The organism is Dyella sp., from assembly GCF_035486915.1.
GTDB lineage: Bacteria > Pseudomonadota > Gammaproteobacteria > Xanthomonadales > Rhodanobacteraceae > Dyella_B.
The window spans coordinates 1-12,930 of record NZ_DATHMR010000188.1 but is presented as its reverse complement, the minus strand read 5'-3'; the positions used below and the strand labels follow the sequence as shown (position 1 = coordinate 12,930).

15 protein-coding genes are annotated in these 12,930 nt (G+C 58.9%); 6 read left to right on the top strand and 9 right to left on the bottom strand.

Features of this window, described 5'->3' with window-relative positions:
• Positions 1 to 182: 182 nt before the first annotated feature.
• Positions 183 to 2,054, top strand: coding sequence for a DEAD/DEAH box helicase (locus VK725_RS15390; RefSeq protein WP_325318935.1), 1,872 nt, complete (start codon positions 183 to 185; stop codon positions 2,052 to 2,054).
• A 107-nt stretch (positions 2,055 to 2,161) separates the two neighbouring features.
• Complete coding sequence (locus VK725_RS15385; protein WP_325318934.1) at positions 2,162 to 2,971, top strand: class III extradiol ring-cleavage dioxygenase; 810 nt, start codon at positions 2,162 to 2,164, stop codon at positions 2,969 to 2,971.
• On the opposite strand, the gene VK725_RS15380 is transcribed toward VK725_RS15385, so the two are convergent.
• Together VK725_RS15380 and VK725_RS15375 are read right to left on the bottom strand one after the other, a co-directional pair.
• Positions 2,958 to 3,320 carry a cupredoxin family copper-binding protein gene (locus VK725_RS15380; protein WP_325318933.1) on the bottom strand — a complete coding sequence of 121 codons (363 nt, stop codon included), beginning with the start codon at positions 3,318 to 3,320 and terminating at the stop codon, positions 2,958 to 2,960. The two genes, VK725_RS15385 and VK725_RS15380, sit on opposite strands and share 14 nt — an antisense overlap.
• On the bottom strand, positions 3,317 to 4,252 hold the full coding sequence (locus VK725_RS15375; RefSeq protein WP_325318932.1) for a metallophosphoesterase: 936 nt from the start codon (positions 4,250 to 4,252) through the stop codon (positions 3,317 to 3,319). Before VK725_RS15375 ends, VK725_RS15380 begins: the two co-directional genes overlap by 4 nt.
• 150 nt (positions 4,253 to 4,402) lie before the next feature.
• On the opposite strand from VK725_RS15375, the gene VK725_RS15370 reads away from it, so the two are divergent.
• Both VK725_RS15370 and VK725_RS15365 read left to right on the top strand, forming a co-directional pair.
• On the top strand, positions 4,403 to 4,975 hold the full coding sequence (locus tag VK725_RS15370) for a sigma-70 family RNA polymerase sigma factor (RefSeq protein ID WP_325318931.1): 573 nt from the start codon (positions 4,403 to 4,405) through the stop codon (positions 4,973 to 4,975).
• Entirely contained in the window at positions 4,962 to 5,738 is a 777-nt protein-coding gene (locus VK725_RS15365; protein ID WP_325318930.1) for an anti-sigma factor, read from the top strand. Before VK725_RS15370 ends, VK725_RS15365 begins: the two co-directional genes overlap by 14 nt.
• A 13-nt stretch (positions 5,739 to 5,751) precedes the next feature.
• Here the strand turns inward: VK725_RS15365 and VK725_RS15360 are convergent, their stop codons facing one another.
• On the bottom strand, positions 5,752 to 6,120 hold the full coding sequence (locus VK725_RS15360; protein WP_325318929.1) for a YkgJ family cysteine cluster protein: 369 nt from the start codon (positions 6,118 to 6,120) through the stop codon (positions 5,752 to 5,754).
• 95 nt (positions 6,121 to 6,215) lie between these two features.
• Positions 6,216 to 7,076: a KPN_02809 family neutral zinc metallopeptidase gene (gene ypfJ, locus VK725_RS15355; protein ID WP_325318928.1), complete on the bottom strand. Its 861-nt coding sequence runs from the start codon at positions 7,074 to 7,076 to the stop codon at positions 6,216 to 6,218.
• A gap of 115 nt (positions 7,077 to 7,191) precedes the next feature.
• Here ypfJ and VK725_RS15350 point away from each other — a divergent pair, with 115 nt between their 5' ends.
• The gene (locus VK725_RS15350; RefSeq protein ID WP_325318936.1) at positions 7,192 to 7,584 is read left to right on the top strand and encodes an MAPEG family protein; all 393 of its coding nucleotides are present in this window, start codon (positions 7,192 to 7,194) and stop codon (positions 7,582 to 7,584) included.
• 16 nt (positions 7,585 to 7,600) lie between these two features.
• Entirely contained in the window at positions 7,601 to 8,425 is an 825-nt protein-coding gene (locus tag VK725_RS15345; RefSeq protein WP_325318927.1) for a type II CAAX endopeptidase family protein, read from the top strand.
• A 4-nt stretch (positions 8,426 to 8,429) separates the two neighbouring features.
• Here the strand turns inward: VK725_RS15345 and VK725_RS15340 are convergent, their stop codons facing one another.
• The 5 genes from VK725_RS15340 to rsfS form a co-directional block, all read right to left on the bottom strand.
• Positions 8,430 to 9,008, bottom strand: a complete 579-nt coding sequence (locus VK725_RS15340; RefSeq protein ID WP_325318926.1) for a Maf family protein — start codon at positions 9,006 to 9,008, stop codon at positions 8,430 to 8,432.
• 75 nt (positions 9,009 to 9,083) lie between these two features.
• Complete coding sequence (locus tag VK725_RS15335; RefSeq protein WP_325318925.1) at positions 9,084 to 10,883, bottom strand: LTA synthase family protein; 1,800 nt, start codon at positions 10,881 to 10,883, stop codon at positions 9,084 to 9,086.
• Positions 10,884 to 11,225: 342 nt separating this feature from the next.
• A complete protein-coding gene (locus tag VK725_RS15330; protein WP_325318924.1) occupies positions 11,226 to 11,675 on the bottom strand; it encodes a GNAT family N-acetyltransferase in 450 nt (149 codons plus the stop codon).
• A gap of 54 nt (positions 11,676 to 11,729) precedes the next feature.
• Entirely contained in the window at positions 11,730 to 12,200 is a 471-nt protein-coding gene (rlmH, locus tag VK725_RS15325; RefSeq protein WP_325318923.1) for a 23S rRNA (pseudouridine(1915)-N(3))-methyltransferase RlmH, read from the bottom strand.
• A 12-nt stretch (positions 12,201 to 12,212) separates the two neighbouring features.
• Positions 12,213 to 12,602 carry a ribosome silencing factor gene (rsfS, locus tag VK725_RS15320; RefSeq protein WP_325318922.1) on the bottom strand — a complete coding sequence of 130 codons (390 nt, stop codon included), beginning with the start codon at positions 12,600 to 12,602 and terminating at the stop codon, positions 12,213 to 12,215.
• Positions 12,603 to 12,930: the final 328 nt, after the last annotated feature.

The window sequence follows — 12,930 nt, the reverse complement described above, 5'->3', positions numbered from 1 at the left end:
CACCGATCCCCGAAGAAGCGCCCGTAACCAGCGCGACCCGGTCTTTCAAGCGGTTTTGCATGCGGATTTCCTGATGGCAAGGTGACTGGACAGCCTCAGAACAAGGGTATAACCGCTGTAGGCTGTTACAATAGTGACCATTCTCCCGCATGCCCTCGTGCATGCCACGTCGAGGTTTCCCCATGTCCTCCCCCTCTTCCGACTCCGCCCCAGCTGCCGCTGGCTTCTCTGCGCTCGACCTCAAGGCAGAAGTGCTGCGTGTACTGACGGATGTCGGTTATGAAGCGCCCTCGCCGATCCAGGCTGCGACGATTCCACCGCTGCTCAAAGGCCGCGACGTAGTGGGGCAGGCGCAAACCGGCACGGGCAAAACGGCTGCCTTTGCATTGCCCATTCTTTCTCGCATCGAAATGCGAGTCGGCAAGCCGCAGGCGTTGGTGCTGACACCGACACGCGAATTGGCCATCCAGGTGGCTGAAGCATTTCAGCGTTACGCCACGCATATTCCGGGTTTTCAGGTGCTGCCGATCTACGGCGGCCAGAGCTACGGTCCACAGTTGCATGCATTGCGTCGTGGCGTGCACGTCGTGGTCGGCACGCCTGGACGCGTGATCGATCACCTCGATCGCAAGACACTCGATCTCTCCGAGCTGCGTTTCATGGTGCTGGACGAGGCCGATGAAATGCTGCGCATGGGCTTTATCGATGACGTGGAGAAAGTGCTGCAAGCCACGCCGCCGGAACGCCAGGTGGCATTGTTCTCTGCCACGATGCCGCCTCCGATCCGCAAGATTGCGCAGCGGCATCTGAAAGATCCGGTGGAAGTCACCATCAAGGCGGCGACCACTACCGCCGCCAATATCCGCCAGCGTTATTGGTGGGTCAGCGGTATGCACAAGCTCGATGCGATGACGCGTATTCTCGAAGCCGAACCGTTCGACGCGATGATCATCTTCGCGCGCACGAAGCAGGCAACGGAAGAACTGGCCGAAAAGCTGCAGGCGCGCGGACTCGCCGCTGCCGCCATCAACGGCGATATCGCGCAACCACAGCGCGAGCGTGTGATCCAGCAGCTCAAAGAAGGCAAGCTCGACATTCTCGTCGCCACGGACGTCGCTGCACGCGGCCTGGACGTGGATCGCATCAGCCATGTGCTGAACTACGACATTCCGTACGACACCGAAAGCTACGTGCATCGCATCGGGCGCACGGGTCGCGCGGGCCGCAGTGGCGAGGCCATCCTCTTCGTTACACCGCGCGAAAAAGGCATGTTGCGCGCGATCGAGCGCGCCACCCGTCAGCCGATCGAAGAAATGAAGCTGCCGACGGTTGAAGCCGTCAACGATCGTCGCATCGAGCGCTTCAAGCAGAGCATCAGCGACACGCTGGCTGTCGGCGGCCTCACACAGTTCCAGCAATTGATCGAACAGTTTGAGCAGGAACACAACATTCCCGCCGTGGAGATTGCCGCGGCGCTGGCGCGTATTGCGCAAGGCGACCGTCCGTTGTTGCTTGAGCCACCTGCCAAACGCGAACGCGAACGTGAACATACGCGTGAGCGCGACACGCAGCCTAGGCATGCAAAAGACGGCGATGGGCATCGCCCAGCACGCGAGTCGCGCCCTCGTGACGGTGATCGGCGAGAATTCACGCCACACCAGGTCCGTCCGCACGCAACGGAAGCGGGCAAACGCACGTATCGGATCGAAGTGGGCCACGAACACGGTGTGAAACCCGGCAACATCATCGGCGCCATCGCCAATGAAGCGGGTTTGGAGAGCCAATTCATCGGCCGGCTGAGCATTCGCGGCGATTACAGCCTGATCGATCTGCCCGACGGCATGCCGGGTGAAGTCTTCGAGCACCTGAAAAAGGTGTGGGTCAATCAGCAGACGCTGCGCATCAGCGAATGGGACGGCAAAGAAGCCGATGCCGGCGAGCGTCCGCCGCGCAAGCATGGCGACCACAAGCCGTCGCATGCGCGTGGCGGTTACGGTGGCGGAAAGCCCCGCCCACACGGACATGGCGGCGGCAAGCCACCGCGTCGCAAGTAAGCGATCAATCGTTCAAACGGCGCAACAGTGCGTTTCCTAGCGTTCGTCGCTGAAAATCGCTCGATCGGCCCATACGTATGGGTTACCAGAACGAGCTTTTGAGCGCCATGAACGCACTGCCCAGTCTATACATCTCACACGGGTCGCCGATGACGGCCCTGCATCCGGGAAAGGTCGGCGAACGTCTGGCTGCGCTCGCGTCGGAATTGCCGAAACCTAAAGCCGTCGTCATTGCCACGGCGCACTGGCTTGCGCACTCGCCCACGGTAGGTGGCGCGGCGCATCCAGAGACCATTCATGACTTTTACGGTTTCCCGCGTGAGCTGTTCGACATTCGCTACCCGGCACCCGGAGCACCGGACGTCGCCGCACAGGTGATGGGCTTGCTCGATCGCGCCGGACTTGTTCCGACGCTCGATGCCGCGCACGGTCTCGATCATGGTGCATGGGTACCGTTGCGTCTGCTTTATCCACATGCCGACGTTCCCGTCGTGCCGTTGTCCATCCAGCCTCATTTGGGGCCCGCGCATCAATACGCAGTCGGCCAAGCGCTCGCGCCTCTGCGCGAGCAAGGCGTGCTTGTCATTGGGTCCGGCAGCATCACGCACAACCTTCATGATTTTCGCGCAGGTTACAGCGAAGAACGCGAAGCACCTTACGTGCGTCCGTTCATTAGCTGGATCGAACAGAAAATGACAGACGGTGACGTAAGTGCGCTGCTAGATTACCGTCGCCAGGCACCCTTTGCGGAACGTGCGCACCCCACCGATGAACACTTCTTACCGCTTTACGTCGCGTTGGGCGCTGCAGGTGAAGCGTTCACGGCACAACGCATTGATGCGGGCATCGACCTTGGCTTCCTTGCCATGGATATCTATCGATTCGATACCGCAAAGGCCACCGTCACTGCACAATGATGGTTCCCACCATCATGGGATGGATCGAGCAGTAATACGCATACGTTCCAGGCTTTTGGAACGTCGTGCTAAACGAATCGCCCGTATCCAGCGCTTTTGACGACGTAAACAGAGAGCCCGCACTCGTGACAACGTGGGGCTCTTCATCACTGTTGAGCCACGTCACGCGCGAACCGACAGGCACGCTCAACGTCTTGGGCGAGAACGCAAAGCCGTGGATCTCAACCCGGTAAATCTTCGCTTTTGGCAGAGCGACATCTGCCGCCCAGGCGGACCGGACAAGGCCGAGGGCGACAAATAACATCGCCACCCACATCCAGTGCGCATGTCGTGCATGAAGCGTCGTCATGACAACGCCTCCTCTGTCACCGCCAGTGCATCTTTACCCTGCACATGCCGCACATCGCGAATGCCGATGTAGCGGTGCAAGGCATCGGGCGCAACGGTTTGCAACGGTCCCGGCCCTGGCCCAACGCCAGGTGCCGGTTGTGGATAGGCCGTCGAACGCGCGGTATAGAACGTGATGGTGCCTTCCACCTTTTGCTGAATCTGATGGATGTGGCCATTGAGTACGCTGACGGAACCGAAGCGCCGTAAATACGACATCGCTTCGGTACTATCGTCCGTGCCCCAACCCCATTGCGGATACACCGACCACAACGGCATGTGCGCAAAAACCACAACGGGTGTTTCGGATGACAGACCGGCGAGGTCGTTCTTGAGCCACCCAAGCTGGTCGGCGCCGAGCGAGCCCAGCCCACCTGCTTTCAGATTGAGCACATTGATCAGCGCAACGAAATGCACGCCGCCTTGATCGAAGCTATACCAGCCGCCCGGTTGCTGCCGCTCGCCAAAGCGACGAAAGTATTCCGCGCCGTTATCGCCAATCACATCGTGTTCGCCTGGCACATAGAACACACGACCGACGTTTGCGCCTTGCACTAAACCCGCTAACGTATCGAACTGTTCGGGTTTCGATAGATGCGTCAGATCGCCGGTGTGCATGACGAACGTCGGCTTTTGCTTTTTCACCAGCGCCAGCGCTTCCTTGAATGTCGCGCCCACGTCCGTGTTGGGCGCTTTGTGGAACCCGATATGCGAGTCGCTGATTTGCGCAAAGCTAAAGCTTGCGTCCCTAGCAGCAGCCCCCGCCCCGTCACCCAATGGCTGCGCGTGGAGCACCCCGCCTTTCATTAGCCACAAGGTGCCTGCGCCTGCCCAGGCCATGCACTTGAGGAAATCGCGACGGCCCTGGGCCTGGTTGTCATGAACGTCCTGCATGATGTCCTACCCCGACTTGATCAGGCCACTGCCTGAAGGAATGGGCGTTGCCCATGCCACGCCCTCACCTGCATTACCGGCGCAGCGGCCGGCCTATTCCCGGTTTTCCGCGAAGGGAATAAAGTCGCTTGAACAGCGGTAATACCTTTTATGCCAGCTGACTTTCAGAGCACTCCATTTCGCGCCAGCGCCGATCGAAGCGTCAACTTCGAGGTTCGTGTCTTGCCGTATTTGGATGCCGCGTACAACCTCGCTCGCTGGTTGGCGCGTGACGATGCGGATGCCCAGGACGTCGCACAAGAGGCCCTGCTTCGCGCCTTCCGCTATTTCGACAGCTTTCATGGCACGGACGCACGAGTCTGGTTGCTCGCCATCGTACGGAACACGTTCTATTCATTGCGCTCAAAAGCATCGCCCGATGGCATGCACGAATCATTCGACGATGACGTGCATACCATCACCGATGAGCAGCCTTCGCCCGAAGCACGCATGGTGCTCGCAACCGATGTAATTTCGCTGCAAAGGGCTTTGGAAAAACTTCCCCATCCGCTGCGTGAAGTCATTGTTCTTCGCGAACTGGAAGAGTGTTCGTACAAGGAGATCGCCTCCATCACCGGACAGAAAATCGGAACGGTCATGTCGCGTCTTGCGCGTGCGCGAGAACGCTTGAAAACCGAGCTAACTCAACAACCCTCGGAGGCACGCCGTCATGATGTGCAATGACGCGAGGCTGCTCCTGCATGCCTATCTCGATGATGAGCTCGATGCCGCACAGAGCGTGGCGATCACGCGGCACATGCAAGGTTGCGCCACATGTGCTGCCGATTACGCGGACTATGCACAACTGCGTAAAGCGATGGCGCAGTCATCGCTCTATCGGCACGCACCCGACGAGTTGCGCAAGCAGTGGAAAGCACCCGAACGCGCGACGTCGCCCGTCATCGCCAAGCCGCGCCGCGGACTTGTCGGCTTGGCCATGGCGGCAGGTTTTGTCGGCGCGCTGTTGCTCGTCGCCCCGATGTGGTTGTACATGCAGCACCAGCGCGGTGGAGATACCAGCGCGATGGTCGGCGATGCGGTTTCCAGCCATATTCGCTCGATGCAGCAGCAACATCTCATGGATGTCGTTTCGACCGATCAGCATACGGTGAAGCCGTGGTTCGAAGGCAAGCTCGATTTTTCACCCCGCGTGAAGGATCTCGCTGGCGAGGGCTTCCCGCTGATCGGCGGGCGACTCGATGCATTGGACGGTCACAGTGTCGCAGCGCTCGTTTACAAGCGCCGGCTGCATGTGATTAATCTTTATCAATGGCCCTCGACGTCAACGACGTCGGCACAAGACATCACGCAATGGCACGGCTACACCGTGATTCGCTGGGCGTCCCGCAACATGCAGTATGTCGCCGTCTCGGATGTCAACGAGGATGATCTTCGACAGTTCGTGCTTGCATTTGAGAATGATGCAGTGAGTCCACCGATGCGTTGACGCTGTTGGCGCATCACGCGGTGTTGACGGCGGCGAAGTCGATCCAATCCTGCGGCGTGAGCGGTTCCAGTCCGTGCGCCATACGCGAGTTGTCGCACTGCGCGCTGGAGTTGCCGTTTTCCCATGACGGTTCCACGTCCCGGCAAACGGACGGGCGTCTCGCATAGATGCCGCAACGCACGCTTTCCCCCAACGTACCTTCCAGCGCAATACAATGCGGACGCTGCGCCCACGTGCCACGCATGGCGAGCCGATGCGCATCGAGCTTCTCCGTCAATTCGACCGGCACGACTCCACCTAGGCCAAAATCCGCTTCCGACCAATGGAAGGCCACACGAAAATGGGCGCAACACGCGCCACAGCGCAAGCACGGATGGATCATAACGATGACTAAACGCGCCCCCTGAACATCGCGAGAATTCTATCCACCCATCGCCACCCGACAACAACTGCCCCGTAGAGGGGCAGTTGGCTTATTTAAAGCGTGCCACTAAATGTATTGCATTGTTGAATATCGCCGCTCTGCAATCCGGTCTTGAACCACTTCACACGCTGCTCCGAGGTGCCGTGCGTGAACGAGTCGGGTACGACCGTGCCGCGTGCTTCACGCTGCAACGTGTCGTCACCAATCTGGCTTGCGGCATTCAATGCCGACTCGACGTCACCAGGTTGCAACCACTGCAAGCGCTGTTGCGTGCGATTTGCCCAGACGCCGGCAAAGCAATCGGCCTGAAGTTCCTGGCGCACCGACAAACCATCCGCGCCTTCCATACGAGCACCCTGCCGCTGCAACTGAGCCACTTTGTCGAAGATGCCCAACTGGTTCTGCACGTGATGCCCCACTTCATGGGCAATAACGTAGGCGCGCGCAAAATCGCCGCTGGCGTGGAATCGTGTATCCAGTTCGCGGAAGAAATCCAGGTCCAAGTAAACCTTCTGATCGCCCGGGCAATAGAACGGGCCAACGGCCGTCGATGCCGCGCCGCACGCAGTGTTTACGCCACCGCTAAAAAGCTCCAGTTTCGGATCGACATAGGTACGACCCATGCCGCTGAAAATGTCGCTCCAGGTTTTTTCGGTCGAGCCTAGAATGGCACGTACAAAATCCATCTGTTGCGGGTCCACCTGCGCCGGTTGCCCGGAAGGTGCGTAGGCGCCGGGTTGAGTATTGTCTTGATTGAGAAGCGCCATCGGGTTCTTGAAGAACACCCACCCGAGAATGGCCAGGATGATCAGGCCACCGATGCCCATGCGCCCTCCGCCAAAACGGGGGCCGCCGCTACCGCCGCCGCTGTCGACTTCGACGTTCTGACTGCGTTCGCCTTTCTGCCAATCCATAAGACCTCCGACTTACGTGTCGCCAAACGTGTCGGCCGGCCATTCCGGCCATCCCCCACAGCATGGCACCAAACCCGCTAAAGTGGCATCACCTTCGTCGCTGAGTGTGTCCATGATCCATTACCTGCCTGAGCTGGTTACCCTGCTGACGGTCTTCCTGATGTTCGGCACCATGTACGCGGTGGTTCGTGCAAGGGCGAAATACGGCATCGAAGCTCCGGCGATCAGCGGGCATCCGGCGTTCGAGCGCGCCTACCGGGTACAGATGAATACACTGGAAAGTGCGGTCATGTTTTTGCCGGTACTTTTACTGGCGGGCCATTTCGGTTTCGAACTGTGGGCAGGTATCGCGGGCCTGGTATGGATCGTCGGCCGCGTCTGGTACGCGCTGGCTTACTTGAAGGATGCGAGCAAGCGCGGCCCGGGCTACATGATTGCCACCGTGGGCTGGGGCGCACTGGTTGTCATGGCGGTCGTCGGTCTAGGCCGCGCGATGATGGTGAGCTGAGACCAGCGCGTTACGCATGACTGAAAAACCGGCGAACCCCGACGAATCCATGTCGCCATCCGGAGCCGCCAGATCCTCTGCGCCGAGTGTGCTGATCGCGCTCGGCTTGATTGTGCTTTATTTTCTGATGCAGGCGGCAGCGGGGGCGATAGTCAGTCTCATCGTGGGCGCGGTTGAGCGCATTCGCCATCCCGATCTCTCGCATGCCGATTTGCATGGTCACGTAATGGCGTTGTTACAAAGACCCGATAGCAATGCGTTGTTCGTCATCGTGGGATTGCCGCTTATTGCATTGGTGATGCTGAGCATCGTGCATCGCAAATGGCCTGCACTCTGGTCGCTCGCGCCACCGCAAGGATTCGGATTCGCACCCGCCGCATCGGCCTACTGGTATGTATGGGCGTTCATCGTCGGTGTCGTGGCTCCCCCGCTGGGTGGCGTGCTCACCGAACTGCTGGCGCACGGCCAGACGGTTTCGCAAAATGTCGAAGAACTCAGCCGCCACGCTTCGGAAAACCTGCGACTGCCGTTGGCGATAGTGATGGTCATCGTCGGGCCGCTGATCGAGGAGCTGCTGTTTCGTGGCGTGTTGCTCTCCGCGTTGATGCGCCGCTTATCGACGGCATGGTCGATCACGATCTCCGCCGTGCTGTTTGGCGTCGTGCATCTGGAAGGGCTGGATTTCAAATGGTTTGCGCTGCCTGGCTTGATCCTGCTTGCGGTGGGGCTCGCGTGGCTGCGATTGAAATCGTCGTCATTGTGGCCAGCCGTGGTGGCGCACGGTGTCTACAACCTGTTTGCGCTCATTGCACTGTTCGCTACGATCGCAGGCAGCACGTAAACATTCACGCTGTTTTCGCGTCAAAATTTCGCAGCAGTCGTGCCGTTTCGAACAGCGGCAACCCCATCACACCGGAATAACTGCCTTCCAGATATTCGATCAACGTCGCACCGCGTCCCTGAATGGCGTAGGCACCGGCCTTGCCGAAAGGCTCTCCGCTTGCGACGTAAGCATCGATCGTTGCGTCGTCGAGTGTGGCGAAGCGAACTTTTGATACGCAGACCTCCCCGACTTCGCGATCGTCGCTCACCAGCCACACCGCCGAAATGACTTCGTGCATGCGTCCGGACAGACGCCGCAGCATCGCGGCGGCATCGGCGGCATCGCTGGGCTTACCGAAAACGTCGCCGTCCAGCACCACCTCCGTGTCCGCGCCCAGCACAACGGCGGTAGCGCGTTTATCGGCGTCCAGCGACGCAAGGCCTTCTTTCGCCTTGTCGCACGCCACACGCCGAACATAATCATGCGGCGATTCGTCGATAGCCCGTTGTTCCACGATATCCACTTCGAGCACCGAAAACGCCGCACCAAGCTGTCCAAGCAAATCGCGACGCCGCGGCGACTGCGAAGCCAAATAGAGCATGAGCCACTTCCTCCAACACGTCAGGCGCAAGCATAACCGCCTGTGTGCCGGTAACGAAGTGAGCAATGTTCTGGATCAGGGCGGGCAGTCTTCGGCTGAATTCAATTTGTGCCCGCACGTAACTTCCAGCCTCGCTGCATTGAATTGCACATCGCGGTAGCTATCGGCGTTGGCGACATCGTCATGCGTAGATGCTAAGCGAATCGTCGACGCCAGGGCGAGATACCCGTCCTCAGGCAAGCCGGCCACATCAAACAACAGCCCGGGAAGATCGTAGGCGGACAAGTCGACCTGACGCCGCTGACGAGGATCAAACGGACGATTCGACAACATCATGTAACGCGTGTGCTCCTGATACGCCGCTCTGTTGTCATCGAAGCCCAGATCCTGATAAGCCGCATCGAGTGCAGGCAGATGATCGCCGTAGAAGAGGAAAATCGTCCAGCGCTTGCGGGCAAGTAGCCGGGCTGCAAAATCCGCGAGTGCGGCATCGCCATTGATCAGGTGCGAGGCGTAATACGTCATCTGCTCGGTGCCTTCTTCGGAAAGACCCTCAGGCAGAGGGTTGGCTTTCAGAAGGCTTGCCAGTTGGCCCGGATCGCGATTCCATGGGCCATGATTTTCCATGGTGATGACCATGGTGTAGCTCGGCGGCGAATGTGAATCATCCAGATGTGCGAGTACGGCATCGAAAAGCGATCGATCGGAAACAAACAGGCCCGCACGTGGGGCACCCTTGAAAGCGTCTTCAAAATACATGTGCTGGAAGCCGAGCGCGGGCATCGTCTCGTCGCGATTCCAGAAATCGCCGTCGTTGGGATGAAAAAGCGTGGTTGTGTAACCCAACGCTTGCAGACGTCGTGGAATAGTCGGCATCCAGGGGTGAGCCAAGCCAAAATAAGGATATTGCACGGCAGGAAACGCCATCATCGGATAACCGGTGAGCGTTTCGAATTCGGTTCGAATCGTGCCGCCGCCATATGTGGGCGTGTTTAGACTGCCGGTAATCCCCATGGCGGCAAGGCGTTCGAAATTCGGATCGAACTGACCGTAATCGACATTCTTCAACACACCCGGATCGAAGAAGGCTTCGCTCTGAACGATGACGATGTCGGGCAATTCCTGCGGCGGTTGACGTTCTTCACGCTGCGCTATGTCCTTAGCGTGATGACTCACAAAAGTCGCGACAACCGATTTGTCGGGAGGCGGAACAGACGACTGTCTGTCTTGATACATTCTCACGAAAGTAGCCGTGAACCCTTTGCTTTGCGCGCTGAATATCGGGTTCCACTGCTGATAGCCGATCATGGCGTTGCTTGCATACCATTCGCGCCACGGACGATAGCCTTGCATCAGCGCATACAAGCCCAGAACTGACAGCAATACCCATGTCACGCGCGTTACCCAGTGCGGTTTAAAAAGGTGCGCTTCCCTGCGCCACAAAGCTACAACCGCAATAACGAGTAAAACCGGCGCAAGCACCAGGACAATGACGTGATAGCCGGCGTAATGCGCAAAGAAACCGATGTTGCCCGCCACCTGATGACTCAGTACCGCATCATCCGGCGTGAGTGGCGAATGAAGGTTTCTCTCTTTGATCGCATTGATCTTGTAGACGAGCGCGATAAGGGCCGCACTCACAACAGCCGCGAGGACGATTCGCCCGAACAGGCCATAAAGCAACAGCGCAATCAGGAAGAGCGGAAGTGCATTCCTCCATGCCAATCCCGGATTGAATCCAGTGTGCAGCGCTGGATCCAGGCGCCACGCGAGCAGGACGCTGATAAGCGCTAGCGCCAACAATCTTATGCCGACGTTCGATGCGCGATGCCAAACGGCGTCCGTCCCGCTGACAGCTTCTTTAAATGAGCCCATGATTGCCCTCCCGAGTTCGCAAAAACTTTCTTCTCGTGATCGAGCCACGCTCTGAGTTCATAAAGGACTCGTCCCTGAGACCGTGCGCCCCGCCATTTCATCTGCTGGCGCGGGTAGCGCACACAATTAACGTATTGTTTTGGCGAGATATTTCCCGCGATATCGCGACGTGTGTTTTTCAGCAAAACCATTCGCCAAACAGTACGTCAGCATCTCGTAAGGTTGCATATTTGTGACAATGACACCCGCCGTCAAGGGGCCGCGCAACAGACACCGTTGCTGGCGTTGCGCCAGGCGGAGAAAAGAACCACGCGGATGTACGAACGGGAAAGCGGCAATTCGCTAGAGCACGAGACCGTATTCGCAGAATTGCCGATCGCGCTGCCATCCAAGCGACTCGTAAAGTGCCTGTGCAGGGGTGTTATCCAGCGCTGTCGTAAGTGAAAGATTGGCTGCACCTAACGCATGCGCATGATCGGCAGCCGCCAGCATCAATGACCTTGCTACGCCATGACGGCGAGCATCCGTTGCAACAAACAAGTCGTTGAGCAAATAGGTGCGCACGGCACGGACGGACGAAAACAATGGATAGAGCTGAGTGAAACCAAGTCCACGTTGTTGCGGATCGCAGGCCAGCAGAATCACCGACTCGTGATGCGCAAAACGTTCAGTGAGAAACCTGCGCGCAAGCGCCAGGTCGGATACCTGCTCGTAGAACTGTCGATAGCCATCGAACAAGGGAACCAGCACATCGAGATCGTGGATGGTGGCTTGGCGAATCTGGACGTTCATGAAGGCTCCGCGTGCGATGCAATGTTGCGTGCTCGCGTTGAAGCCTTCGTCGACTCAGGCCCGATGGTAGGGATGACCGGCGAGCAACGTCGTAGCGCGATAAAGCTGTTCGGCGAACACAAGCCGGACCAGCATATGCGGCAACGTAAGCGGACCCAATGACCACTTTTGATCGGTGCGAGCCAAAACGTCGGGCGAGTGGCCATCGGGACCGCCGATGAGAAAGGCGATATCGCGCCCGGACATGCGCCACTTCGCCAGCTGCTCGGCGAGTTCTTCGCTGGACCACATCTTGCCCCCACCATCGAGCGCAACGACGTGAATATCGCGCGGTAGCGCGGCGAGGATGGCGGCACCCTCTTCCTGTATCGCACGCGCATCATCGCGCCCTTTGCCGCGCGCACCGGGTTTCAATTCGACCAATTCGAGGGGCAAATCGTGGGACAGCCGTTTGCGGTATTCGGCAAACCCTTCTGCAACCCATGCGGGCATGCGTTCGCCGATGGCGATCAGGCGGGCACGCATGCCGGATTTTCTTTAACCTGTGGCCAGAGCGGCTTCGCCCTGCTCATCGCGGTCGGCAACGGTCCACAAACGTTCCAGGCCATAGAACTCGCGGATGCGCGGCAGCATGACGTGCACAATGACGTCGCCCAGATCCACCAGCACCCACTCCGCTTCCCGTTCGCCTTCGACACCAAGCGGCATCACGCCCGCCTTTTTAGCGAACTTGACCACTTCGTCGGCGATGGATTTGACGTGGCGTGCCGAGGTGCCGGAAGCAATCACGAGCAGGTCGGCGATGGAGGTTTTGCCGCGGACATCGATCTCGCGGATGTCTTTGGCCTTGAGGTCTTCAAGCGCGGCGATGACGGACTTGCGCAGGGTGGCCGTGGTGACGGCCTTGGCATTACGGGATGTGATCAAGAGTTAGGGCCTCGCGGCGTATCGGCTGCGCGGGATGGCGCAGCTCCAGTATATCCGCCCGACCGTAATGAGACGTCAAGTGGGCGCTTGAAAATCAGCTATTGGAGATTCATTCCGGCGTCTTTTCAGGGGTGCGAATCCAGTTCGCTGAACGCCTTGTTTCAGGTGCTTTACACCCTAGCCAGCGGACGGGTCCGCGGTCATGGCGCTCCCACCTCTGCGAGGTTGGAGCCGGGGCTCAGGCACGTGAAAGCAGACGCCCGCCCATCAGGGCATTCACCCCGATAACGATGGCGACGGCAAGCGCATGCATCAGCAAATCCGACGC

Coding starts and splice junctions, on each gene's coding strand:
- VK725_RS15390 (WP_325318935.1), top strand. CDS start 183: ATGTCCTCCCCCTCTTCCGACTCCGCCCCAGCTGCCGCTGGCTTCTCT.
- VK725_RS15385 (WP_325318934.1), top strand. CDS start 2,162: ATGAACGCACTGCCCAGTCTATACATCTCACACGGGTCGCCGATGACG.
- VK725_RS15380 (WP_325318933.1), bottom strand. CDS start 3,320: ATGACGACGCTTCATGCACGACATGCGCACTGGATGTGGGTGGCGATG.
- VK725_RS15375 (WP_325318932.1), bottom strand. CDS start 4,252: ATGCAGGACGTTCATGACAACCAGGCCCAGGGCCGTCGCGATTTCCTC.
- VK725_RS15370 (WP_325318931.1), top strand. CDS start 4,403: ATGCCAGCTGACTTTCAGAGCACTCCATTTCGCGCCAGCGCCGATCGA.
- VK725_RS15365 (WP_325318930.1), top strand. CDS start 4,962: ATGATGTGCAATGACGCGAGGCTGCTCCTGCATGCCTATCTCGATGAT.
- VK725_RS15360 (WP_325318929.1), bottom strand. CDS start 6,120: ATGATCCATCCGTGCTTGCGCTGTGGCGCGTGTTGCGCCCATTTTCGT.
- ypfJ (WP_325318928.1), bottom strand. CDS start 7,076: ATGGATTGGCAGAAAGGCGAACGCAGTCAGAACGTCGAAGTCGACAGC.
- VK725_RS15345 (WP_325318927.1), top strand. CDS start 7,601: ATGACTGAAAAACCGGCGAACCCCGACGAATCCATGTCGCCATCCGGA.
- VK725_RS15340 (WP_325318926.1), bottom strand. CDS start 9,008: ATGCTCTATTTGGCTTCGCAGTCGCCGCGGCGTCGCGATTTGCTTGGA.
- VK725_RS15335 (WP_325318925.1), bottom strand. CDS start 10,883: ATGGGCTCATTTAAAGAAGCTGTCAGCGGGACGGACGCCGTTTGGCAT.
- VK725_RS15330 (WP_325318924.1), bottom strand. CDS start 11,675: ATGAACGTCCAGATTCGCCAAGCCACCATCCACGATCTCGATGTGCTG.
- rlmH (WP_325318923.1), bottom strand. CDS start 12,200: ATGCGTGCCCGCCTGATCGCCATCGGCGAACGCATGCCCGCATGGGTT.